The 22,819-nt window shown below is 49.6% G+C and carries 19 protein-coding genes; 13 read left to right on the forward strand and 6 right to left on the reverse strand.

Features of this window, described 5'->3' with window-relative positions:
• Positions 1 to 214: 214 nt before the first annotated feature.
• Together ACQUQM_RS00435 and ACQUQM_RS00440 are read right to left on the reverse strand one after the other, a co-directional pair.
• Positions 215 to 2,296 (reverse strand): VCBS domain-containing protein, encoded by a 2,082-nt coding sequence (locus ACQUQM_RS00435; RefSeq protein WP_432472494.1) that lies wholly within the window; start codon positions 2,294 to 2,296, stop codon positions 215 to 217.
• A gap of 98 nt (positions 2,297 to 2,394) precedes the next feature.
• A complete protein-coding gene (locus ACQUQM_RS00440; protein WP_432472495.1) occupies positions 2,395 to 3,681 on the reverse strand; it encodes a TolC family outer membrane protein in 1,287 nt (428 codons plus the stop codon).
• Positions 3,682 to 4,208: 527 nt separating this feature from the next.
• Here ACQUQM_RS00440 and ACQUQM_RS00445 point away from each other — a divergent pair.
• From ACQUQM_RS00445 to ACQUQM_RS00460, 4 genes are all read left to right on the forward strand, one after another.
• Positions 4,209 to 6,317 (forward strand): type I secretion system permease/ATPase, encoded by a 2,109-nt coding sequence (locus tag ACQUQM_RS00445; protein WP_432472496.1) that lies wholly within the window; start codon positions 4,209 to 4,211, stop codon positions 6,315 to 6,317.
• Complete coding sequence (locus ACQUQM_RS00450) at positions 6,314 to 7,621, forward strand: HlyD family type I secretion periplasmic adaptor subunit (RefSeq protein WP_432472497.1); 1,308 nt, start codon at positions 6,314 to 6,316, stop codon at positions 7,619 to 7,621. The genes ACQUQM_RS00445 and ACQUQM_RS00450 overlap by 4 nt, the downstream gene beginning before the upstream one ends.
• A gap of 171 nt (positions 7,622 to 7,792) precedes the next feature.
• The gene (locus tag ACQUQM_RS00455) at positions 7,793 to 8,641 is read left to right on the forward strand and encodes an alpha/beta fold hydrolase (protein WP_432472498.1); all 849 of its coding nucleotides are present in this window, start codon (positions 7,793 to 7,795) and stop codon (positions 8,639 to 8,641) included.
• Positions 8,641 to 8,919: a GIY-YIG nuclease family protein gene (locus ACQUQM_RS00460; protein WP_432472499.1), complete on the forward strand. Its 279-nt coding sequence runs from the start codon at positions 8,641 to 8,643 to the stop codon at positions 8,917 to 8,919. Before ACQUQM_RS00455 ends, ACQUQM_RS00460 begins: the two co-directional genes overlap by 1 nt.
• Positions 8,920 to 8,951: 32 nt before the next feature.
• Here ACQUQM_RS00460 and ccoG read toward each other — a convergent pair whose 3' ends face one another.
• Positions 8,952 to 10,355, reverse strand: a complete 1,404-nt coding sequence (gene ccoG / locus ACQUQM_RS00465; protein ID WP_432472500.1) for a cytochrome c oxidase accessory protein CcoG — start codon at positions 10,353 to 10,355, stop codon at positions 8,952 to 8,954.
• Positions 10,356 to 10,510: 155 nt separating this feature from the next.
• On the opposite strand from ccoG, the gene ACQUQM_RS00470 reads away from it, so the two are divergent.
• From ACQUQM_RS00470 to ACQUQM_RS00480, 3 genes are all read left to right on the forward strand, one after another.
• Positions 10,511 to 11,923 (forward strand): PLP-dependent aminotransferase family protein, encoded by a 1,413-nt coding sequence (locus tag ACQUQM_RS00470; protein ID WP_432472501.1) that lies wholly within the window; start codon positions 10,511 to 10,513, stop codon positions 11,921 to 11,923.
• Between the two features lie 174 nt (positions 11,924 to 12,097).
• Complete coding sequence (locus ACQUQM_RS00475; RefSeq protein ID WP_432472502.1) at positions 12,098 to 13,165, forward strand: threonine aldolase family protein; 1,068 nt, start codon at positions 12,098 to 12,100, stop codon at positions 13,163 to 13,165.
• A gap of 123 nt (positions 13,166 to 13,288) precedes the next feature.
• Positions 13,289 to 14,098, forward strand: a complete 810-nt coding sequence (locus ACQUQM_RS00480) for an AraC family ligand binding domain-containing protein (protein ID WP_432472503.1) — start codon at positions 13,289 to 13,291, stop codon at positions 14,096 to 14,098.
• 78 nt (positions 14,099 to 14,176) lie between these two features.
• Here ACQUQM_RS00480 and ACQUQM_RS00485 read toward each other — a convergent pair whose 3' ends face one another.
• The 3 genes from ACQUQM_RS00485 to ACQUQM_RS00495 form a co-directional block, all read right to left on the reverse strand.
• Positions 14,177 to 14,737: a DUF2231 domain-containing protein gene (locus ACQUQM_RS00485; RefSeq protein WP_432472504.1), complete on the reverse strand. Its 561-nt coding sequence runs from the start codon at positions 14,735 to 14,737 to the stop codon at positions 14,177 to 14,179.
• 178 nt (positions 14,738 to 14,915) lie between these two features.
• Complete coding sequence (locus tag ACQUQM_RS00490) at positions 14,916 to 15,347, reverse strand: hypothetical protein (protein WP_432472506.1); 432 nt, start codon at positions 15,345 to 15,347, stop codon at positions 14,916 to 14,918.
• Positions 15,348 to 15,550: 203 nt separating this feature from the next.
• Entirely contained in the window at positions 15,551 to 16,468 is a 918-nt protein-coding gene (locus ACQUQM_RS00495; protein ID WP_432472508.1) for a LysR substrate-binding domain-containing protein, read from the reverse strand.
• Between the two features lie 230 nt (positions 16,469 to 16,698).
• On the opposite strand from ACQUQM_RS00495, the gene ACQUQM_RS00500 reads away from it, so the two are divergent.
• From ACQUQM_RS00500 to ACQUQM_RS00525, 6 genes are all read left to right on the forward strand, one after another.
• Positions 16,699 to 17,172, forward strand: a complete 474-nt coding sequence (locus ACQUQM_RS00500) for a TRAP transporter small permease (RefSeq protein ID WP_432472510.1) — start codon at positions 16,699 to 16,701, stop codon at positions 17,170 to 17,172.
• Between the two features lies 1 nt (position 17,173).
• Entirely contained in the window at positions 17,174 to 18,472 is a 1,299-nt protein-coding gene (locus tag ACQUQM_RS00505) for a TRAP transporter large permease (protein ID WP_432472511.1), read from the forward strand.
• 33 nt (positions 18,473 to 18,505) lie between these two features.
• Positions 18,506 to 19,498, forward strand: coding sequence for a TRAP transporter substrate-binding protein DctP (gene dctP / locus ACQUQM_RS00510; protein ID WP_432472513.1), 993 nt, complete (start codon positions 18,506 to 18,508; stop codon positions 19,496 to 19,498).
• Between the two features lie 290 nt (positions 19,499 to 19,788).
• Positions 19,789 to 20,169, forward strand: a complete 381-nt coding sequence (locus ACQUQM_RS00515; RefSeq protein ID WP_432472514.1) for a (2Fe-2S)-binding protein — start codon at positions 19,789 to 19,791, stop codon at positions 20,167 to 20,169.
• Positions 20,162 to 21,640 (forward strand): FAD-dependent oxidoreductase, encoded by a 1,479-nt coding sequence (locus ACQUQM_RS00520; RefSeq protein WP_432472517.1) that lies wholly within the window; start codon positions 20,162 to 20,164, stop codon positions 21,638 to 21,640. Before ACQUQM_RS00515 ends, ACQUQM_RS00520 begins: the two co-directional genes overlap by 8 nt.
• On the forward strand, positions 21,637 to 22,764 hold the full coding sequence (locus tag ACQUQM_RS00525; RefSeq protein ID WP_432472518.1) for an NAD(P)/FAD-dependent oxidoreductase: 1,128 nt from the start codon (positions 21,637 to 21,639) through the stop codon (positions 22,762 to 22,764). The genes ACQUQM_RS00520 and ACQUQM_RS00525 overlap by 4 nt, the downstream gene beginning before the upstream one ends.
• Positions 22,765 to 22,819: the final 55 nt, after the last annotated feature.

The following is a 22,819-nucleotide window of genomic DNA, read 5'->3' on the forward strand; positions in this document are numbered from 1 at the left end:
TTTTATTAGTCTCATTATTAATGTGTCAAAAAATTATCTTAAAGTCGCAGGCTACTAATTTTTAATTTGTTTTATTTTTGTGTAGCGAAGCTGAAATCCCGGTCATCGAGGACTGAAAATAGGTGCTCTATCGGAATAATGACAAGAGATTCATTTACGTTGAGCAGGGACAGCAACCGGGATATTTCCCGGCTGCTTAGTTGAAACAAGCTAATCAGATGGTATCGATAGTGGTATCAATATCGGCATCGACTTTGAGTATAGCGCTGTCTTTTTCAAAGACATTAAAAAGCTGGGTGCCAATAGTTTCTGTTCCACTGTCTGTCCAATCCGTTCCTAATACTATGACGCTGTCATCATCATCCCCGCTGATTAACAGGGTTTTGGTAGAGTCATCAGTCAGATCTAGTATATCCTGCGCGTCTAAGTTGTTTAACGTCTGGCTACTGTTCAGAGCCAGTTTAACCTCTGCGACTGAATTGTTCAGGGCAGGGTCTGTCAGAAGAAGATCGATATCAAGTGCGTCATCGGTCAGGAGAAGGTTGCTTCCAGCTAAACGATAGGCTTGTCCTTCAACGGTCATCGTGGTTGTTGTCAGATTACTGGGGTTACCAGCACTATCAATAAGTCGATACTCGATAGTAAAATTTAAACTTTCGCCATGCTTCAGGAAGTTAAAGTCTGAATCCGGTAAGGCATTGTCGTTTATATGAAACCGGACAAAGTCGGCCACGTCGGCGGTATTTACGACTTCCATTAAACCGTTGGTCGGATCGTTATAGAGGTTTTTCAGTACCGCTTCGTCTAAGCCGATGGAGCTGACGTTAAGATTATTGCCTGTATCGCCATCATAAGTGATCGCTGTGACCTTCACTGAGCTTTCAATAATATCCAGAGTCTTCCAATAACCTGAAGCGTTGGTGAAGGGCGGGGGAAAATCACCATCAGTAATATCGTTATGACCGTCACCGTCGAGATCATTTTGCCACAGCTGTTTTTGATTCAACGTCAGGGTTTTTGATCTGGCAAAGTCATTGATTGAGTTGCTGACGACGCTATCGAGCCTGGGGTTGAAGTGCTTACCAAGAATACTGAGAGATACTTGCTGTTCAACAGACTCTGCTGACTGATCATCGATAACTTTGACGTTAAAGCTGATTTCTGCAATTTCGCCGATGGAAAGGGCATCAATACCGCTACCAGTAATACTGTAATCACCATTAGCATCGATCGTTACCTGTACATCGCTGACAATATCGATACCGCCGTGCTGTGCGGAGCTGGTTACTGTTGCCGTTACGGTTTCGGCTACGAAGTCGTAACTGCTATTGGCGTCCGCATCGGTAACGATTTCGATTAGGCTACCCGTAAGGTTATCTTCGAATACGTCAGCTGTGCTGAGGGCGGTGATAACAGGTGCATCGTTACTACCGATAATATCCAGGGTCACTGTTTTAGGCAGAGACTCGGCGGATTGATCATCAATCACTTTGACAGCAAAGCTGATTGTCGCTGTTTCACCTGCAGAAAGGGACTCGATACCGCTGCCGCTGATGCTGTAGTCACCGTTGCTATCGATGGTAACTTGCAGGTCGCTGACGATATTGCTGCCGCCGTGTTGCGCCGAGGTGACGACTGTAGCTTCAACAGTGCCGACGACGAAGCTGTAGCTGCTGTTGGCATCCGGGTCGGTGACAGTCTCTGTCAGGCTACCGATGAGAACATCTTCAAGCACATCCGTTGCCGACAAGGTTGCAATCGTTGGAATATTATTGGTGTCTGGCTCAGATGGTGGGGGTGTTATATTGCCATTATCTAAAACGTCATTCTCTGTATTCAGCCCGTCAAAAGAGGTACTGGTGAAAGCAGGATTATCTAGCGGCCCGCGCAGATCCCGATATGTGTCGACACCGTCTATCAGGTCGACTCGAAAGTTGTTCTCTTCCGGAGTGTAATTGGAAGTGCCTTCGACTGTGGGCAGAGGCTCTGGCCCGCCTGCTGTTTTTTCCAATTGTGCCAGAATCTCGCCTAAGTCGTTAAATAGTAGTGAACCAGAGTTTTCATAAATTGGAACCAGAGCGCCAAGTTGATCAATAACCGCGTCAAAGGTAACCTTCGATCCGTTTTTTAAATGCAGACCCAGTTTGCCCTCTTCAAATGTGATTTTACTGATATCGTCACGATTAAAAGGCAGGTCGACTCTGTTGATGTTCTCCAGGCTGACAGAGTTCGCTTGCGCTACGGAAAGTTGTGTCTCTTTGCCGTTTCCCTGAATCAGATTAATAAGTCCATTCATAATCATATTCCTTAGCCTGTTAGGTAAAGTCCGTTACCCGGGATTACAGCCATCTCTTATTTGATATTTCAGCCGCTACGGCTATTTCAGATAGCTTATTAAAACTGTTCCTGAATTTTGCCTGTGGCATGTAACAGCTCAAAAGTGATGATTTTATAATCATAGCTAGCTGTCACGAGGTCAGTGTCTGCACGATATGACTCAACCTGACGGTCAAGCAGGTCAAGCAAACCCCTGCGGTTTACCGAAAACTGATCAATATAATCACGCATCACAAGATGGATCGCTTTCGAATAGTCGAACAACAGTGGAATTCGTTCTTCCAGTTTTTTCCTGCTATCCCAGGCGCTTGCAACCGATTCCCGAATATCCCGCTGGGACAGCTTAACCAGGGCGTCGGTAGAAGCCATAGTGGATGCAGCTGCAGACTGTTGTGCCGTATCCGAGCCGCCCCGATAAATATCCCAGGACATCGTCAGCCCGGCGAAGGTATCATGTGACTGACCATTCTGCGGGGACAGGTCAGAGCTGGCGCTGCCATCCTGAACCGAGCTGGTAACTTCAAAGTTGATATTTGGGCGAAAGGCAGCTTTAGTCCGGCTGTATTCAGCGTCGGCTGCTTCTGAGGTTGCGAAGGCCTCAGCAATAGTCGGATTATGTGTGAGGGCGTATTCAACCGCTTCAGCTCGCTTCTTGAATGGGAAGCTAATCGTGCTGTCTTTTTTAAGTTTCAACGGCTCTGAGCCGGTCACTTCCTGATAGTGAATATGTGCTTTGAGAAGGTTTTCCTCCATTTCGGATAAAGATGCCTGGGCAAGGGCCTGACGCGCATCAGCATGGTAAGCGTCGGTCTTCGTAATTACCCCGTTGTTAGCCCGCTCCTTGATATCCTCGGCATAGTTTTTATGTGCGTTCAGATTAGCCTGAGCTAAGGTGACCAGTTCCTGAGCTTTTAGAACCCCGATATGCGCCTTAACGGCCTCAAGCATTACATCCTGAACCCGTTCAGTTTCAAGGTGGCCGGCAGCGACATAGCGTTTTTCGGCAGAAAGAACGTTATTTGATGTATTGCCGCCATCGTAGATCATCTGTTGCAGCCTGACGTCAGCGCTATTTATCCAGGATTCATTGCTGTCGTCCTGATATGAGCGGATTGTCGTGTTGTTGGCTATCTGGGTGCCCGTTGAGAGCGAAACCGATAGTTGCGGCAGGTAGTTACCTTTAGCAGCATCTATAGCGAATCCGGCAGCTTGCTTTTCCGCCTGAGCAGAAGAAACGGCTGGATGGTACTGAACAGCAGAAGTAACAGTTTCATTGAGGGTGGTAGCTACAGCAGTATTTGCTATAGCTGCACACAAAAGTGCTAGCAGCTTGTGCAATCTCATACAAATTCATTCCTTTGCGTATGTTGAGACTAAATTGTGATGGCTGTCGGAATTTCCTTAGCAGCCACTGTTGCTAAATGGCAACAGTTATCCGAATTTAAACGTAATCATAAACAATAGTTCTGAAAAGTAAATGATTTTTTTGTGCTACATTAATATTCCATTAATTTTCGGGAGGCATTTGACGTTAGGCTAATGTGCCGGGAGTTGATTTTCAAAGACTGCTATCTAAGCGTAGATTTAATCTATATCGGAGCTAACTAAGCTCATCTACATTGGTCTTGAATCAAGTGGCGTTCTGCCTAAAATTCTTAGTAGGTATGGCTGTTTATGATCTGATCCCCCTGCTTACTGCATCACCGCTTATAACCAATATGCGCATCGTGTTGGCGAGATCCTGTGCATATTGAGTATTCTGTGGATAGCCTTCAACGATCGTATAGTGTTACATTTTCTAGAACAGCGGGCTGTTACCCGGGCCGAATTGTGTGAAAAAATATGCAAACTCAGTGAAAAATAAGGGACTTATGAGTGTAACTGAAACCACAGGTTTACTGGCTGGCGTTGCTGCTACTGCCCGAGTGCTAGGAAGGCATGTAACGGTGAGTGAGTTGACTGTTGGATTGCTACCAAAAGGAGAGCTTGCGACAGTCGATTTTTTACCCGATATTCTGGAGCGTGCTGATCTTGCATACGACAGTTTACAACTGTCTTTTAAAGAGCTTCCAGCAGAGCTCAGTCCAATCTTATTGCAACTTGATAATAATGATTGGGCGCTTTGGTTAGGGCCTCATAAAATACATAAGTACGGCGCTGAAGGTGAGTCTTTACTTTCTCTTAATCAATTGTCTGAGCAGTATTCTGGTAATGCTTGGGCTATCTATCTTCCTGTGTGCTGGCAGCAGGAAAAGCTACCGGCAAGTGACACTAAAACCCCCTGGTTCAGGCAATTACTAGCAAGTCAGAGTTGGATTTACGGTTATGCACTGCTGGCGACTCTGTTAATTAATGTTTTTGCCCTGGCTATCCCCTTTTTCACAATGGCGGTTTATGACCGGGTAATCCCGAATAATGCTTTGACCAGCCTGACCGCTCTGGCCATTGGGGCTGTGGCTATTTTACTGTTCGATTTTCTGATGAAAAATATCCGTACTTATCTGATAGAGGCGGCTGGGCGGCGGCTGGATAATCATTTAGGTGTGGTCGTTTTTGCCAGGCTGATTAAATTAAAGAATGCGGCCCGAACCCAGCCAGCAGGTCAGCTGGCAGCAACGATGAAGGACTACGAGACACTGCGTAATTTTATGTCGGGGGCTACTGTGACCCTGATGGGCGATCTGCCTTTCGCACTGCTATTTATTGCCGTTATCGGGCTGGTTGCCGGACCTATGTGGGTCTGGCCTTTGATCGGTCTGACAGTGGTTATTGTCATCGGTGTCGCGATGCAGATTCCGCTGCGTCGTCTGGTCAGTGAAAGTCAGAAAGACAGCACAGAGAAAAATGTCCTGCTGTATGAATCTCTCAGCGGTATTGAATCGCTAAAAGCTCTGGGGGCTGAAGACTGGAGTACCCAGCGCTGGCGTCAGTTGGTTGGCATAACCAGTGTTAATCAGGATATGTATCGTCGTTGGAGTGGTTTCTCACAGCATAGCGCCAGCTTTATTCAGCTATTAGTGAGTATCGCGATCATTGTGCACGGTGCCGTGCTGGTTGCCGCAGGTGAAGTGACTTCCGGCGTTTTGATCGCATCGTTGATGCTGGGTAGCCGTGCCATGGGGTCTTCCGGGCAAATTGCCAACCTTCTGATTAGTTACCACCAGGCATGCCTTAGTTTTGCCGTTGTGAATGGAGTTATGCAGGGCGAATCAGAAAGCCGGCCGGTGAATGAAGTGGTATCTAAATCTCGCTACCAGGGCAATCTCAATCTTCAGGATGTGAGTGTTCGTTATCAACCGGACGCACCTGAGGTGTTGAAGGGGTTGAATCTTGAAATCCAGGCCGGCGAAAAAATTGGTATTCTGGGAAAAATTGGCAGCGGTAAAAGTACCTTACTAAATGTGATGATGGGGCTGCAGAAGATTGAAGATGGCAGGGTGCTGATTGATGGCTTGAATATTGAGTCGGTAGATCTGGTTAACCTGCGGCGAAATATCGGTTTTATGCAGCAGGAAAACCACCTGTTCAGTGCCAGTCTGCGCACAAATATAGCGCTTCGTGATCTGACTCTGGGTGATGATGCTGTTATGAAAGCGATGCAGATCATTGGCCTGGATGAGGTAATCGGGCAGACAGAGAAAGGGTTGGATCTTCCGATCGGTGAGCGGGGTAGTAGTTTGTCCGGTGGTCAGCGCCAACTCGTATGCCTGGCACGGGCTTTTTATGGTGATCCGGCGATCATGCTGTTGGATGAGCCGACCAGTCTGTTGGATAACGGTTCCGAACATCGTGTTTTGCAGGGTATGGCTGAAGCGGTGAAAGATAAAACCCTGGTATTAGTAACCCACCGGCCTAAATTATTGGCACTGGTTGATCGGTTGATCGTTCTGGATGGCGGCCAGATTGTCGCAGATGGGCCTAAAGATCAGGTGCTCAGCGCACTGAGTTATAAGAATACTAATGTAGGAGAGGAGGCATGAGTATTTTACAGTTTAATAGCCTCCCGTTGCGCCTGGATGTTAACAGAGGTCCCCGCAAAGCAATTGTTGCCTTATTACTGCTGATCGCTTCTTTTCTGTTGTTTTTCCTGCTCTGGGCCAGCGTCGCGTCACTGGATATTACCGTGTTTGGTTCCGGGCGGGTGGTGCCGTCAGCTCAGTTGCAGGTAGTGCAAAACCTGGAAGGTGGAATCATCTCTGATATACATGTCAGGCAAGGAGACTTGGTTGAAAAAGATCAACTGTTGCTGGAGATTGATAACATCGGGTTTACCGCCGACCTGGAAGAGCTGCGCGCAAATTATCAGGGAGCGTTAGCCGTAGCGGCACGCTATACCGCAGAGACGGAAGGGCGGGTGCCTGTTTACCCAGAAGAGCTTGCGAACAGACCAGATCTGATCAGACAGGAGAATGCGTTATTTCTGGAGCGGGCGTTGGAGCTAAAATCGACTCTGGATGTTCTTCAGCGACAGGTCGAGCAGAGAAGGCTGGCACAGGATGAGATTCAACAACAGATCAATTCTGATCGGCGTAATCTGGCATTGATTCGGGAAGAGATCCGTCTTAATAAACCGTTAGTTGAGCGTGGCGCAACATCGAAAGTCGAGTTTATAAAGTTACAGCGCGAAGAAGGCTCACTGATCGGTAAGATCGAAGGTCTTAAGGTTGCCTATAACCGGACCAATGCAGAGATACAGGAAGCGCAGGCCAGGGTTAGTCAGCAGGAAGCTACTTTTAACTCGGAAGCCCGCTCCAGTTTAAATGAGCTACAGGTAAAAATTGCTGCGATGAAAGAGTCTATCGTCGGCTCACAGGACAGAGTTGCCAGGCGTCAGGTCAAAGCACCTGTTTCGGGTATTGTTAATCGGGTACTGATAAACACTATTGGCGGCGTTAGCCGGCCCGGTGATGATCTGGTCGAGATTGTACCTGTTGAAGATGAGTTGCAGATAGAGATGCGGGTGAAACCGGCAGATATTGGATTTATTACGGCGGCTCAACCGGCCATTATCCGGTTCACGGCTTATGATGCTTCGATCTTTGGTGCACTTGATGGCCATGTACAACAGATAGGCGCGGATACTCTTACGGATGATCAGGGTGAAGTGTACTACCAGGTAGTAGTCAAAGCAGGGCGCAACCACATGGGTAGCAAAGAAAAGCCGCTGCCGATTATCCCTGGTATGGTAGCCGAAGTGCATGTAACAACCGGTCAGCGCACGCTTCTGGATTACATCATTAAACCAGTGACCAAGTTGCGGCAACAAGCGCTGAGGGAGCGTTGATCCTGGCTAAGTGCTCAGATGCTTTTTGTTATTAAACTCAATCTGGGTAGTGAAATCCACAGTTTGTTAAAAGAGCTTGCTTAAGCTCTTTTTTTATAACGATTTTTTCATTATATTCTGTAGATTAGCGTTTTTTCGCAGTTCCTTAAAGGATGTATCCGAGGAGAAACAATGCCCAGCGTAATGATCAATGACAGAGAGATGCACTATCTGGATCAGGGAGAGGGCTTTCCTCTGTTGCTGGGCCACAGTTATCTCTGGGATAGCCGAATGTGGGCCCCGCAGCTGGATCTGCTGTCGCAGCATTTCCGCTGTATCGTGCCCGATCTCTGGAGTCATGGGCAGTCACAACCGGTAAGCACTGATGCTCTTAGTCTCGATCAGTTGGCAGAAGATAAGCGTGCCCTGATGCACCATTTGGGGATAGATCGTTATAGCATTGTCGGTATGTCGGTCGGGGCTATGTGGGGCGCGAAACTGGCGATGAATTATCCCGATGAGGTGGCCAGTCTGGTCATGCTGAGCAGCTACCTGGGTTCTGAAAAACCAGAGACTGCTGCCGATTACATGGAGCTGCTCAGTATCGCTGAACAGATGGGGGAAGTACCGCCAGCTGTGATCGATGCGGTCGTGCGTATCTTCTTTTGTGCAGAAACTCAGCAACGCCATCCGGCTTTGGTGGAGACTTTCCGTTTTGATCTGATGTTTCTGGCTCCGGAGCAGATCCGGGGCATTGTTGCGATGGGTGAGCAGGTCTATCAACGGCAGTCGATGTTGGATCGGATCACCGATATACGTTGCCCAACCCTGATCATGGTTGGCGATGGTGATCTGGCCCGCCCGGTCGCTGAGAGTGAAGAGATGCACCAGCTTTTGCCGGGCAGTCAGTTTGCCGTTATTGAGAACGCCGGCCATATGAGCAGTTTAGAACAACCGGATCAGGTTAATCAGTTGCTGGCTAATTTCCTTAGCTCGATCGATGGTGTGCAGCTGGGCCTGACGGAAATGGCCCAGGTCTGATGGCAGATCAGAAGGAGATGGTGTCGTCCTGGTGCGTCTATATTCTCCGGTGTGCCGATCAAACTCTCTATACCGGTGTTACCACTGACCCTGACCGACGACTCAAAGAACATAATGAGAGTGACCGCCTGGGCGCTAAGTATACCCGTGTGCGGCGGCCTGTTGAGCTGGTCTATCAGGAGCCCCGTGATAACCGTTCACTGGCTTGCCAGCGGGAAGCCGCGATTAAGAAACTGTCCCGTAAGGCTAAGCTAGAGCTCATTAACAGTGTCAGTTAATAAAAATCCCGGCTAATCAACAAGGCTGTTGATCAGAACTGGGGTGGAAAAATAAAGGAACTCTGCTGCTGCCAGAACTGCCCATCGGCTGATAACACAAACTGCATCGCTTCAGAGTTCGATCGTGGTTCAATTTCAATAGCGTTATCCCGTTGCTTAGCACAGACCCGGTAATTAAACTCATTTCGTTTACCCTGGGTCAGCTTCAGATAACCCGGTCCTTCCAGCTCAAAGCGCTCATTCTGACCTCCCTCGTGGCTTATTGCGACGGTAAAACCAGTGCTGTCCAGTGACAGGTTTTCTGCGATAAGCAGGTAATCGTTACAGATCTGTCCTTCGCCGGTAATGCGGTAGATATTCTGCCGGTCCCTTAATACTTCGATCAGCAGCTGATCCCGGTCGTTGAACTCCCACACCAGGTAGCCAAAGGTTGCCAGTATGGCTACGAGATAACCGACCAGTCTTGGCCGCAATACAGGGCTTGGTTTGTTCTGTTCAGTATTGGCCGAGATAAAGCGGATCAGCCCGCGGGGTTTGCTGAGTTTATCCATCACTTCATCGCACACATCGATACAGGCACCGCAGGCAATACAGTCCGCCTGCAGGCCGTCACGGATATCGATACCGGTAGGGCAAACATGAACGCACAGCTTACAGTCCACACAGTCGCCGCCACTGATCTTTTTAGCTGAGCCTGTTTTAACAGAGTTCGTACGCGGTTCGCCACGGGTCTGATCGTAGCTGACAGTACGGGTATCTTCATCAAACATGACCGACTGGAAACGAGCGTAGGGGCACATATGCAGGCAGACCTTTTCCCGGGTCAGACCGGCATTAACATAGGTCAGCAGAGTGAATATCAATATCCAGCTGAACATCTCCAGGCTTATATTCAAGCCGATGATATCGCTGGCGATCTCCCGGACCGGTACAAAGTAACCGATAAAGGTAATAGAGGTTGCCGCAGCGACTAGTAGCCACAGAGCATGCTTTACAATACGACGTGTCAGGTTTGCGGCTTTAAGGCGCTGTTTATCTCTTTTAATCCGGTTATTCCGGCTGCCTTCGACCAGGGTTTCAATGCGGATAAAAATCCAGGTCCAGATACTCTGGGGGCAGGCAAATCCGCACCAGATCCGGCTGTATGCCATCGCCATGGCGAACAGAGATACCGCGCCGATGATCATAAACCCTGCCAGCAGAAACAGGTCCTGAGGGCTGAGCTTTAATCCAAACAGGTGAATGCGGCGGCCATAGAAATCAAACAGAACAATCTGTTCGCCGTCCAGATTGATCCAGGCAGTGGCGAAAAACATCAGTATCAGGGAGCCGCTGATCAGGCGTCGCAGGTTTTGAAAAAAGCCCCGGGTCAGACGGACATAGATTGTTCCGTTTACCTGTTTTGGGTTGTGTTGATGTACCGGAATCTGTTGCATGGGAACCTGGGCAGAAAAAGAAAAGAGGAAAGAACAGGCTGACTATTTTAGGCGGAGATAAAAATAAGAACAGATTTAAAAAAAAGTATATTATCGAGCACAGATGACCTGTTTAAGCGTCTGTACCTATTATATTTCTGGGATTTGTACCCTTTATGGCCTTTCTTTACGAACAACTGGAGCAGCAACTAAGGGAACAGATCGAATCCGGGCAGTTGGCATATGGCAGCCGACTACCTTCGGTGAGGGAGGTCTGTACCGAACAGGGGCTGTCAAAATCCACCGTGCTCAATGCGTATGCGCGGCTTGAAGCGGCGGGTCTGATCCGGGCAAGGGCTAAGTCCGGCTATTTCGTCTGTCAGGAAAGTCATGAGCCAGCAGTGACCCGGCCAAGCCAGCCGGATATGGAGCCTGCGTATATCTCAGCCGACAGCTTGTTGCTGGATATCATGCAGCAGAGCGCGGCATTTGATATCCGGCCAGATTTCACGCCCACCCAGTATTCCGAACCGCTGCGCCGCTGTTTGGCGCGAGCTGCCAGAAGCCAACGCGGTGAAGAGCAGCATTATTATGATGAACCGGCAGGTTTGCTCGGCTTGCGACAGCAGTTGGTGCGCCGCTGTGCCGAGGGCGGTAGCCATGTTGACGCCGAAGACATCATCGTCACCGGCGGTTGCCAGCATAGCTTGCTACTGGCATTGATGGCGGTGACCCGGCCCGGCGATACGGTTGCGGTTGAATCACCTGGTTTCTACGGAGTATTGCAATTAATTGAAGCGCTGGGCCTGAAGGCGGTAGAGGTTCCCTCATCCCCGGCAACCGGCATCAGCCCTGATGCGCTGGAGATGGCGATACGACACTGGCAGATCAAGGCCGCGGTACTGATGCCCAGCTTTGCCACACCGACCGGCGCCTGCATGCCGGAACAGCATAAGAAAAAAATACTCAGTCTGGCCCGGGAACAGGATGTCGTGCTGATCGAAGATGATATTTATGGCGATCTGGCGTTTGGTCTGCAGCGTCCAAGAACGCTCTATTCCTATGCTCAGGAGATGGCAGCTGCTGATCAGATGATACTTTGCTCTTCGTTCTCCAAGAGCCTGTCCCGGGACCTGCGTATCGGTTGGATTGTACCTGGCAGATTTCATGCCCGGATCACTAAACTTAAATTGGTCACCCAGCTGGCCTGCAGCCGTACGACTCAAACTGCATTGCAGATGTTTTTTGAAGAGGGCAGCTTTGACCGATACCTGCGTCAGAAACGGCAGCAGTTATCGGATCAATGCCGACAGCTGCAGCAATTGATTCGTGACTTTTTTCCTCAGGCCCTGAGTTGCAGCCAGCCCAAAGGTGGTTTGGCGTTGTGGCTTGAACTGCCGGAAACGATTGATACCGTAGCCCTCTACAACCTGGCTCGAAAAGAGGCTATTAGCCTGACACCGGGGCGACTGTTTACCTCGCAGCAACGCTATAACAACTGCCTGCGATTAAGCTTCGCCCAGCCGTGGAATGAAGATCGGGTTGCTGCGCTGAAGCGGGTAGCAGAGTTGGTCAATAACAGTAGCTAAAGCAACCAGCAGGTCTGATGAGGCAGGGGGCTTGTATGTGAGAATAAATACAGCCTAACCGTTCTTTTCTGGTCTGATTCCGAAAATTGCAATTTTATACAATGCCTCAGATAAAAAGCCCTGCATAGTGGTATCAGTTACCGGGTGATTCCCCGGGTGTTTGGAGGAACAGTAGTGACTAGCACTAAACAAAATTTGAACGGTTCATTAAATACAGGTTTTGCCAGCGATAATATTGAAGGCGCATCGCCTGAAGTGATTGACGCGATTGTAAACTGTAACTCTGGTCAGCAGACGCCGTATGGTGCCGACGAGTACACTGTCCGGGTTGAACAAAAGCTATGTGATATTTTTGAAACAGAGGTCAGTGTGTTTCTGGTGCCGACGGGTTCTGCGGCTAATGCTTTATGCCTGAGTACGCTAACACCGCCTTGGGGATCAGTCCTCTGCCATCCGGAAAGTCATATCAATAACGATGAATGCGGCGCCCCCGAGTTTTTTACTAACGGTGCCAAGCTGGTCTGCATTGATGGCGATAACGCTAAAATTGATCTTCAGATTTTGCAGCAAAAAGCCCGCAACAAAGTGGGTGATGTGCATTCCGTTCAGCCTTCTGTGGTGAGTATTACTCAAGCCACTGAAACCGGCAGCATATACTCAATTGATGAGATTCGGGCCATAGGTGATGTTTGCCGTGAATCGGGTTTGCGCCTGCATATGGATGGCGCGCGGTTCGCTAATGCGCTGGTCGCTTTGGGGTGTTCGCCTGCAGATATGACCTGGCGGGCGGGCGTTGATGCATTATCTTTCGGTGCCACGAAAAACGGCGTTTTAGCTGCGGAAGCTATCGTCCTTTTTGATCGTACTCTGGCTGAAGAGATGGGCTACCGGCGTAAGCGAGCCGGACACCTGTTATCGAAAATGCGGTTTTTATCATCGCAGATAGATGCCTACCTGAGTAACGGTTTGTGGCTTAACAATGCAAAGCAGGCAAATCTGATGGCGGCAAGGCTGGCAACAGGTCTGGCTGAAATTGAAGGTGTTGAATTACAAAACGCTACAGACGCTAATATTATTTTCTGTAAGCTGCCTGAAGCTGTAATTGCCGGGTTGTTAGATCAGGGCTTTCGTTTCTATCATGATCGCTGGGGTAAAAATGTTATCCGTTTAGTGACGACCTTTGCCAGCCAGCCTGAAGAGATAGATCATTTCATCAGTGCTACCAAACGGCTGCTGGTATAAGCCTGTATCCAGTTGCCTGGGCTTTAGTTTCCGGGCTTAGCTGTTAAATGTGACAGTTGAGCTTTTGCTAGTATTAGCGCTGCAGTTAAATGCTTTTCATTGCTTAACTCTTAAGAGGGCTTCGTGAAGGATCATATCGAGTTTCATCGTATACCTGATACGCCGGATCTGGTTCTGAGTGAAGGGGTTTTCTCTGAATACAGGTTTGATCCCCATTACCATATCGATTACCACATCGGTCTGGTGGTTGAGGGTGTTCAGCGCCAGAAATTTCAGGGTAATACGGTTTTGCTTGGTCCGGGAAGGGTTTCAATCATGCCGCCAGGGGAGATTCATGACGGTATCGGGCATGAGAAAAGTGAGTACAGGTTAAAAACGTTTCGTCTCTCCCCCGATCTGATCACTGATTACTTTAGCGATATATACGAAACAGAAGGGGATCCCTTCTTTGCCGGTGCAATGCTCGAGAATAGCCGTATTGCAACGCAACTATTACAGTTGTTTCAGGGTATTCAGAGCAGCAACTCCCTCTCGTCCATAGCAGTGGAAGAGAACTGGATAGGCTTGCTAGAGCCTCTCCTGTCACAGCTCTGCAAGATTTCTCCTAATGAGGGAAAAGGTGGTCTGGCACCACTGCAGCGGAATTTGATTCGGGAGTACTGTCACGAAAATCTGAGTGACAAAATTGTCCTCGATCAGCTGGCTCAGCTGTGTGGCCTGAGTCGATATCAATTTCTAAGACGGTTTGAAAAAACCACAGGCGTGACTCCCCATGCCTGGCTAACCCGTTTGCGGTTGGAAAATGCCTGTAAGCTGATGCGCCATACCGATGATAGCATTGCCAGTATCGCCGCTGATGTTGGTTTTTACGATCAGAGCCACTTCAACCGTGCATTTCGTCAGGCCTATGGCGTACCGCCTTCGTGCTATTAATAAACTAATGCCTATAGCCCTGGAGCAAAGGGTTTGCAAAGCAAGGTCAAGGCTGTTGCTCACTGCTTAGTCTGACATTTAATGATGGTTTTCTGTATCGTGGCTATGTTCATGGTCTGACCCGTTATGCAGTGTCTCTTCAGCCCTGTTCTCTTCAGTTCTTTTATCTTCAGGCCTTTTATCTTCAGCTCTGTGCTCTTCAGTGGCTCGCACGCCTATCCCCTCAGAGTAAACCAGTTCACCCCCTAAATAAGCCTGAAATGTAATGCCAGTAACACCGGTCAGTATCAGTAACAGGTAAAGCTTTGAAGCAAGTCCTTTAATCCGATACCTCAGAATGGCTAATCCACAGAACAGTATGGCCAGAGCTATACCCAGTTTCATATGGAGTCCGATCACCGAAGCATCATCATGGTGATGCTGACTAGTGGCATGCCATGTTTCATGATCAAACCAGCCGGTCGCAATTGTGATGACAGCAGCGATTGCCACAAAACAGGTAGTGAGCTTTGCAAACTGTGCAATTGCCGCGTCACTCTTGAAGGACGCCCAGATATCCAACGCTGCAGCGAAGATTGATAAGGCAATAACAAAATGCACAGCTATCGGATGGATAGGAAAATCAAATAGGTAGTCCATAGTGTGTATCTGGTATTCAGGAACTCAAAATCAAAAGCTGCATGGCAGCCAGATATAACTTCTCAATCAAGGCTGGTAATCATTTGGGCCAGCGTTACCGTCAATTGCTCCGGCTGCTCAGTTAAGAAAGTTGTTCCGTTAGCTGCCGAAGCAAATGGGTAAAGATAAGACTTGTACCTCAGTGTTTATGTTCGTAGCCCTTAGCGCTCTTACCCGACGACATACCTTCCAGCAACTCGATATAATTCATAGCAGCTTCACCAAGCTGATGCGTGTAAGCCATCGCTGGTAATTCTCCAGCCCCGGAAGCATGCAATTTTCCCATAGCCTCACCGCTCATCATCTCTTCGACCAGGTGTTTGGCATGGCCTATCATTTGCTCGCCATGAGCAATGCTGATCTCATCCACACCCTTAGCCATATTCATTTTTCCCAGCATGATAAGGTTCGAGCCCTGAGCCGCCATTTCCATCGCGTGGTTAATCATTACGTGCATATGGTGCAAGGTCATATCGGCTTTTTTCATATGACCGTCTGCCTGTGCCAGTGGCGCAGCAATGCAACCTAGAAAGGCGAGCCCAAGCAGTAATTTATGTATTGAGTGACGCATTTTTTATCTCCTATTTATGCTGTTCCCAAACGGAGAACGCCCGTAAGATCTCATCAGTATAGTTGAGCGTAGCGGGCGAAATACTCAGTACATTTGATATTGAACTGTGCTGATTCAGCCTCTGGAATGCAGAGCTTGCAGAGGTGAGATGGTTAGCATCCAAGGAGATGTGGTTTGGTGACTGCTCGACGGTTTAAATGAATTTATTTGAACTGATCATTCAGCCGGTCGAGTTCGGTGGTCAGCATTTCAGTAAAGTTGCTGGCCAGAACCGATGCCGGACGGTGTGCCGGAGTCAGTACCGAGACTGACAAGATTACTTCCGGAGCAAATGGCTTGAACACCAGTTGAGCCCGGTCATCAAAACGTTGCAGATAGCCGCTGGCGGTCATCGGATCACAGATACAGTAACAGAGGTTCTCTTCTACCAGTTTCAGGGCGGGTTGAAAGGTCAGCAACTCGAAGCGTTGATTCATCGTGGCCCCCTGGCTGCGAAACGCTTTCAGGGTAGACTGATAGTTCGGATGATCTTCCTGCAGTGTGGCAAGGGGAAGGCCATCAAGGTCTTTCGGTCCGATAAATGCCTTTTGCGCTAAAGGGTCATCAATCGGCAGCGCGCAGACACACTTAAGGTCAAAGGTCATGGCTGAAAGTGCCCGGTTTGGTGGCGGGGTTTCAGCCAGGCCGATGTCGTATTGCTGAGAGGCAACCCACTCTTCGATCACCGACGAATCACGCATCATCATCGATACGTTCACCTTGGGCTTATCCTGCACAAAATCGGCTACCAGCCGGGGCATCAGATAGTTGGAGGCCGCCGGCATACAGGCGATCTTCAGTCGGCCCAGCTCCAGGCCTGCAATCTCCTTCATGGTACGTGCAGTTTTATTTAACCGTTTCAGAATTTGTTCAGACTCTTCAAGAAAGTAGTGCGCTTCCGGTTTTCGGATCAGCCGGCCACGCTGTCGTTCGAACAGCTCTACTCCCAGCTCCTCTTCTAATGTGGCGATCATATTACTCACCGCCGGCTGGGTACGTTGCAGGGTTCGCGCTGCTTCAGAAATGGATCCCGTGCGCATGACCTCACGGAAGCACTGCAGCTGTCGGATGGTGATGTTCATAAAATTCTTTATAACCCTGTTTTTGTCAGATTTATAACTGACTGTAAGCAAAGAGGAATAACGTTAACCATAATTTAAAATTATGGAGGTATCAATATTTTGAAATTGATTTTATACCCTTGTGAAACAAATATGAACGCTACCAGTGTGTAACAGGGCTGGTCTCGTAAGAGGCCGAGTAGTCTGGATGAGAGTCACTGGAATAATAAGAAGTATCTGAGGAAACCCGAATGAACAAGTTTGCCAGCTATCTGCTGACTGGACTGATATGTCTGGTAGCGGGTGGCCAGTTTATCCAGGTAGTGACGCGCTACGTTCTTGAAATCCCGGTGATGGGATTAGAGGAAACGTTGCTCTATCCGACGATGTGGCTGTATATCCTCGGGGCGGTGAATGCCTCCCGTGAAAATACCCATATCCGTGCCAATGTGCTGGAAATCTTCCTGAAAACCAAGCGTCAGGTTGTCTCACTGGCCATTATTGGTGAAGTACTGAGTCTGATAATCGGCTGCTGGCTGATGTATTGGGCCTGGGATTTTACCAAATACTCCCTGCGGGTCTGGAAAGAGAGTCCGACCCTGTATATCCCCACTTTTTACGTAGATGTTGCCCTGCTCACCGGAATGGTTCTGATGATGATCTATACCGCGTGGCACCTGTGGAATCACATCCGCGACCTGACTACTGATAATAAGGAGCAATAAGATGGTTGAAATTGCACTGATTGCAGTGGCGGTTCTGGTCGTTTTGCTGACCCTGGGCCTGCCATTACCCTACTGTTTCGGCGGCGGCCTGATGGTGATGTATTTCCTCGGCGACGTAATAATGAAAGGCAATATGCTGTGGGGTTTCCAACAGCTGGGTAACCCGGTATTGCTGGCCATACCTCTGTTCGTACTGGCGGGCACTATTATGAGTGTCAGCGGCATAGCCGCCAGTTTGCTTAACTTTGTTAATATTTTTGTCGGTCATCTGCGCGGTGGTCTGGGTGTTGTGGCAACGATTAGCTGTGCGCTGATCGGCGCGATCTCCGGCTCCGGCCTGACCGGTGTGGCGGCGATCGGTCCATTACTGATTCCTGAGATGGAAAAGCAGGGCTATCCCCGTGAATACGCCACTGCACTGATCGCTAACGCATCTTTGTTAGGCCTGCTGATTCCGCCAAGCGTAACCATGATTGTTTATGGCTGGGTGACGGATACCTCTATTCTGGCTTGCTTCCTGGCGACTTTAGGCCCGGGCTTGTTGATCATGTTTAACTTCTCTGTGGTCAACGTCTGGCTGGCGCGTAAGTTCCCGCTGGTGCTGGATGAGCGGCCACAGGGCAAAGAGTTTGTTGCTGAAGTGACTAACCGTGGCTTCAAGGCAACGCCTGCACTGCTGATGCCGGTGATCATACTGGGCGGTATCTATGGCGGTATTATGACGCCAACTGAAGCCGCGGCTGTTGCTGTTATCTATGCGCTGCCGGTTGGTTTCCTGATCTACAAGGGCCTGGACCTGAAGACCTTCCTGTTCGCAGGTAAGGAAGCCTCCACTGCGGTTGGCGCCATCATGCTGATGATTCTGTTCAGTATGATCCTGTCGCAGATGTTTGTGGTCGAGAGCGTACCGCAAGCGCTGGTGGAGTCGATCTTCCAGATCACCGAAGACAAAACCATATTGCTGATATTGATTAACATTCTGTTGTTCCTGGTGGGCATGGTCGTTAACGATGTCACCGCAATTATTCTGATCGCCCCTCTGCTTCTGCCGTTGATGGAAGCGATCGGTATCAGTCCAATTCAGTTCGCTGCGATTATGGGTGTGAATACTGCTATGGGTGGGGTAACTCCGCCATACGCATCAATCCTGTATCTCGGCGCTCGCATCGGTAAAGTTCAGGTAACTAAGGTGATAAAGCCTGCCATGCTGCTGATTATTACTGGCTACCTGCCAGTAGTGTTCCTGACATCGTTCTGGGATGACCTGTCGATGTATCTGCCTAACTTCTTTGGCTATTAAAAAGAAATCTAAAAAACGAAAGAGGATTCTGTAATGAAGAAATCGTTTCTAACAACTGCGGTACTGGCCGGCACACTTGCCCTGACATCTATCGCTGAAGCGGCTGAACTGAAGATCAGTCATATCCGTCCACAGGGCGCAACTATCGATGTAGAGCTGCAGGAGCTATCTGCCGATATCGAAAAAGCCACTGGCGGTGATCTGTCGCTGAAGATTTTTGCAGCCAGTGCACTGGGTGACTACACCACAGTTCAGGAACGTATCTCCGTAGGCGCAATCGATATGGCGGTTCAGCCAGCGGCGACTGCAGCATCCCGTAAGATGCAGATCTCTGCATTCCCATATATCGCGGCAAACTGGGAGCAGGCACAGTCTATCTACGGCCCGGGTGGTGCAATCAACAAAGCGATGAAAGAGTTGTATGCCCAGCAGGACATAGAGATGCTGGCAGCATACCCGGTTTATTTCGGTGGTGTAGCGCTGAATCGTGATGCTGTTTCACCGGGTGACGCTGATGTTGAAAAGGGGATCAAAGTACGTGTTCCGGGTATCAAGAGCTTCCAGCTGACCGCTGATGCACTGGGTTACATCAGTTCACCAATCCCGTTCTCCGAGGCATTCACTGCGGTACAGACCGGTGTTGTTGATGGTGTAATCGGTTCCGGTGCAGAAGGTTACTACGCTTCTTTCCGTGACGTCACTAAGACCTACATCCCGGTTAATACTCACTTTGAAGTGTGGTACATGATCATCAATAACGAGTCTATGTCTGATCTTGACTCTGAAGATCAGGTAGCGCTGCGTAAAGCTGCAGCTGACTTTGAAGTACGTCGCTGGGCTAAAGCTGAATCTGACCAGGCGGCTAACGAGAAGAAACTGGAAGCTTACGGTGCAACTATCGTCAAGCTGAGTGACGACCAGCTGGCAGCGGCAGCTAAGAAAGCCCGTGCTGAAGTATGGCCTCAGATTCTGGAAGACGTTGGTGCTGATTGGGGTCAGGGTATCCTGGACCAGATCGCTAACTAAGCATCACTCTGTAAATTTCTGTACCTGAAGAAGGGGGCTGCGAATTCACGGCCGTAGTCCCCGGTTATTAAGCCTGATATGTCGTCGCTCACCCGAGCGTCTTCAGTTCAGGTAACGATAACCTCTGCTCCGTGAGTTTTTGCCCGGCGGCGGTCCCTGTTGTAAGCAGTTTAGTCGATCAGAATTGATACATTGAGCTGTGATAGCACGATGTTTCAGCGACACTGCTCGATCGTATCGCCGGGCGTTTTTTACCCTGAATAAGGGCATCAAAGAAAAGCGGTGAGGATATGTTCCGTTCTCTTACTGAAAAGCAAAAACATCAGTCCATGATCAGTTTAACGATCAACGATAAGCCGGTTACCGTGCCCGAAGGCAGCACCTTATGGGCGGCGATGGCCCTGGCTGGTGAAACCGCGACCCGAATTTCTCCGGTGACCCGTCAATCACGTTCCGCCTACTGCGCTATGGGTATCTGTTTTGAGTGCATGGTTGAAATTGACGGAATGCCAAATCAACAAGCCTGTCTGACCCAGGTCAGAGAGGGAATGACGGTAAACTGCCAGGTGATCACCGAGCATACGTCTCTGCTGGACAGTGCTATGACAGCACCGAGCGCTACTCAGACCTCAATGAACCTTGCACAAGAGGTTGGAGGAGATCATGCCTGAAGTGAGCCTTAACAGTTACGATATCGCAATCATCGGTGCAGGGCCTGCCGGTATGTCCGCCGCAATTACCGCGTCAAAAGCGGGGGCTTCGGTAGTGGTACTGGATGATAAACCCAGAAGTGGTGGGCAAATCTACCGCAATGTAGATGCCAGTCCGTTGGCGGATCCTGCTTTACTGGGTGAGGATTATCTTAAAGGAAGCCAGCTTACAGCTGTCTTTAAGCGTTGCTCAGCTGAACATATAAGTGGTGTCAGTGTCTGGCATGTAGGTGATGACGGCGAGCTGCTATTTTCACTGGACGGTGAAACCCAGCGCCTGACGGCACGACAAATTATTATTGCTACTGGTGCGATGGAACGCCCATTTCCGGTTCCGGGCTGGCATCTGCCCGGTGTAATGTCTGCCGGCAGTGCCCAGGTGATGCTTAAATCCGATGGTCTGGTGCGTGATGGTGCCGTGTTTGCCGGAACAGGACCTTTGCTATACCTGATTGTTGCTCAGTATCTGCGTCTTGGCGTTAAGGTCAAAGCGCTGGTGGATACCACGCCTAAGAACAATTACCTCAGTTCAATGTCCGAAATCACCGGCGCGATGAGCGCGGTGGGAATGTTGATAAAGGGACTGGGGTTGATGAACGAAATTCGAAAGTCAGATACCAAAGTGTACCGCTTTGCCGAAGGCCTGGAGGTACAGGGGGAAAGCGCATGCCGGGGGTTGTCCTTTACCATCTCAGGCAAAAGGCATGAAATAGAAACCGAGCACTTATTTCTGCATCAGGGGGTTATCCCGAACCTGAATATGACCCGGGCACTGGGCCTCAAGCATACCTGGTGTGAACAGCAGTTATGCTGGAAGCCGCAAACCGATATCTGGGGGCAGAGCTCGCACAGTTTCATTGCTGTTGCCGGTGATTCCAGTGGTATCGTCGGTGCTGATTCTGCCGCTGCAATGGGCCGTATCTGCGCCCTGCGGCAGCTGGCTAATCAGGGCCGCATTACTGAGCTTCAGGTCGAACATGACGGGGCAGAAGATCTGCGCTTTATAAAACGACAAAATCGTTTCCGTCGCTTTATCGACCGCTTATATCGACCAGTGGATCAGCACCGTAAACCAACCGCTGATAATACTGTGGTTTGCCGTTGTGAAGAGAGAACCGTCAAAGACCTGAAACAAGGTTTTGCCCTGGGAGCCCGGGAGCCTAACCAGCTTAAAAGCCAGACCCGCTGTGGTATGGGGCCTTGTCAGGGACGAATGTGCGGTCACACAGTGAGCGAACTGCTGGCCGACTGGCGTCAGCAACCTGTTTCTGAGGTCGGCTATTACCGACTACGTTCACCCATGCGTCTGGTGACGTTACAGGAGCTGAGTCGTTTTACTGATGTTATGCCTGCTTCTCCAGTTACCGCAGCCAGCGATGTACAAGTGAAGGCGGCTGGCGAAGAGACAAAAGAGCAGGAGCTGGCGCAATGACCGTTACCCGTAAAAGTGAAGTGTTGGTGGTTGGTGGTGGCATTCAGGGTTCATCAACGGCTTACCATCTGGCCCGTCGGGGTGTCTCGGTAACGGTACTTGAAAAAGACACCGTATCGCGCCATGCCTCTGGTGTGAACGCGGGTGGTGTACGACTGCTGGGCCGAAATGTTGCCGAAGTTGAACTCAGTAAAGTAGCCATGGAGATGTGGCAGCAACTGGACGATGAGCTGGATGCCGATACCGGTTTTCGAGCCCGCTCTCTGATCAATGTCGCCGCTGATGAAGCCGACCTTGAAACATTGCGTAACCGCGAACAGCAGATGCACGCGTTGGGTTATTTTCACGAAGTGAGGCTGGACCAGCAAGAACTGCGGGAGCGGCTGCCCCATGTTGCTGATCACTGTGTTGGTGGCGTGGTGTCTGAGCAGGATGGTTATGCTATTCCGTTTCACTCGACCCAGGCTTTTCGTATTGCCGCTGAACGTCAGGGGGCACTGTTTTGCGAAGGAGAGCAGGTACAACAGATCCGTAAAGTCGGTGACAGCTGGCTGGTGAACACTGCTACGGCCCAATATCAGGCTGAGCATCTGGTGAACTGCGCCGGTGCCTGGGCGGACCTGATCTCGGTGATGATCGGTGACAATGTGCCAATGTCATACAGCGCACCGATGCTGATGATTACCGCTCGGATGCCGCATTTTGCAACGCCGGTAGTCGGTGCTGTCAGTCGCCCACTGTCATTTAAACAGTTTGAAAATGGCACGGTACTGATCGGCGGCGGTGCTAAAGGGTTTGCCGATAGGGCGAATAACACCACGCGTCTGGATTACAGCCTGCTGGCCAGCGGCGCGCATAATGCGATTGATTTTTTCCCGATTATGAAAACCGCCTGTATCAATCGTATGTGGTCCGGTCTTGAAGCCTATATGCCGGATAACCTGCCGGTAATCGGTAAGAGCGTACGTGGCGAAAAGGCCTATCACGCGTTTGCCTTTTCAGCGCACGGTTTTCAGTTAGGTCCGGTAATTGGTCAGGTAATGGCCGACCTGATCACCGAAGGGAAAAGTCGGTTTGACCTGGAGTCGTTCCGGGTAAATAGATATGAACGGAAAACCCTCTGAATCAAATTCTTGTAGACGTATTACTAACTGATCATGGGTAGGATTAATAGCCGGG

Source organism: Amphritea sp. HPY, assembly GCF_050870985.1.
Taxonomy (GTDB): domain Bacteria; phylum Pseudomonadota; class Gammaproteobacteria; order Pseudomonadales; family Balneatricaceae; genus Amphritea.

Bases quoted from the DNA above. Each gene is read 5' to 3' on its own strand.
- ACQUQM_RS00440 (WP_432472495.1), bottom strand. From the start codon at position 3,681: ATGAGATTGCACAAGCTGCTAGCACTTTTGTGTGCAGCTATAGCAAAT.
- ACQUQM_RS00520 (WP_432472517.1), top strand. From the start codon at position 20,162: ATGCCTGAAGTGAGCCTTAACAGTTACGATATCGCAATCATCGGTGCA.
- dctP (WP_432472513.1), top strand. From the start codon at position 18,506: ATGAAGAAATCGTTTCTAACAACTGCGGTACTGGCCGGCACACTTGCC.
- ACQUQM_RS00490 (WP_432472506.1), bottom strand. From the start codon at position 15,347: ATGCGTCACTCAATACATAAATTACTGCTTGGGCTCGCCTTTCTAGGT.
- ACQUQM_RS00435 (WP_432472494.1), bottom strand. From the start codon at position 2,296: ATGAATGGACTTATTAATCTGATTCAGGGAAACGGCAAAGAGACACAA.
- ACQUQM_RS00460 (WP_432472499.1), top strand. From the start codon at position 8,641: ATGGCAGATCAGAAGGAGATGGTGTCGTCCTGGTGCGTCTATATTCTC.
- ACQUQM_RS00450 (WP_432472497.1), top strand. From the start codon at position 6,314: ATGAGTATTTTACAGTTTAATAGCCTCCCGTTGCGCCTGGATGTTAAC.
- ACQUQM_RS00525 (WP_432472518.1), top strand. From the start codon at position 21,637: ATGACCGTTACCCGTAAAAGTGAAGTGTTGGTGGTTGGTGGTGGCATT.
- ccoG (WP_432472500.1), bottom strand. From the start codon at position 10,355: ATGCAACAGATTCCGGTACATCAACACAACCCAAAACAGGTAAACGGA.
- ACQUQM_RS00495 (WP_432472508.1), bottom strand. From the start codon at position 16,468: ATGAACATCACCATCCGACAGCTGCAGTGCTTCCGTGAGGTCATGCGC.
- ACQUQM_RS00470 (WP_432472501.1), top strand. From the start codon at position 10,511: ATGGCCTTTCTTTACGAACAACTGGAGCAGCAACTAAGGGAACAGATC.
- ACQUQM_RS00505 (WP_432472511.1), top strand. From the start codon at position 17,174: ATGGTTGAAATTGCACTGATTGCAGTGGCGGTTCTGGTCGTTTTGCTG.
- ACQUQM_RS00445 (WP_432472496.1), top strand. From the start codon at position 4,209: ATGAGTGTAACTGAAACCACAGGTTTACTGGCTGGCGTTGCTGCTACT.
- ACQUQM_RS00500 (WP_432472510.1), top strand. From the start codon at position 16,699: ATGAACAAGTTTGCCAGCTATCTGCTGACTGGACTGATATGTCTGGTA.
- ACQUQM_RS00455 (WP_432472498.1), top strand. From the start codon at position 7,793: ATGCCCAGCGTAATGATCAATGACAGAGAGATGCACTATCTGGATCAG.
- ACQUQM_RS00515 (WP_432472514.1), top strand. From the start codon at position 19,789: ATGTTCCGTTCTCTTACTGAAAAGCAAAAACATCAGTCCATGATCAGT.
- ACQUQM_RS00485 (WP_432472504.1), bottom strand. From the start codon at position 14,737: ATGGACTACCTATTTGATTTTCCTATCCATCCGATAGCTGTGCATTTT.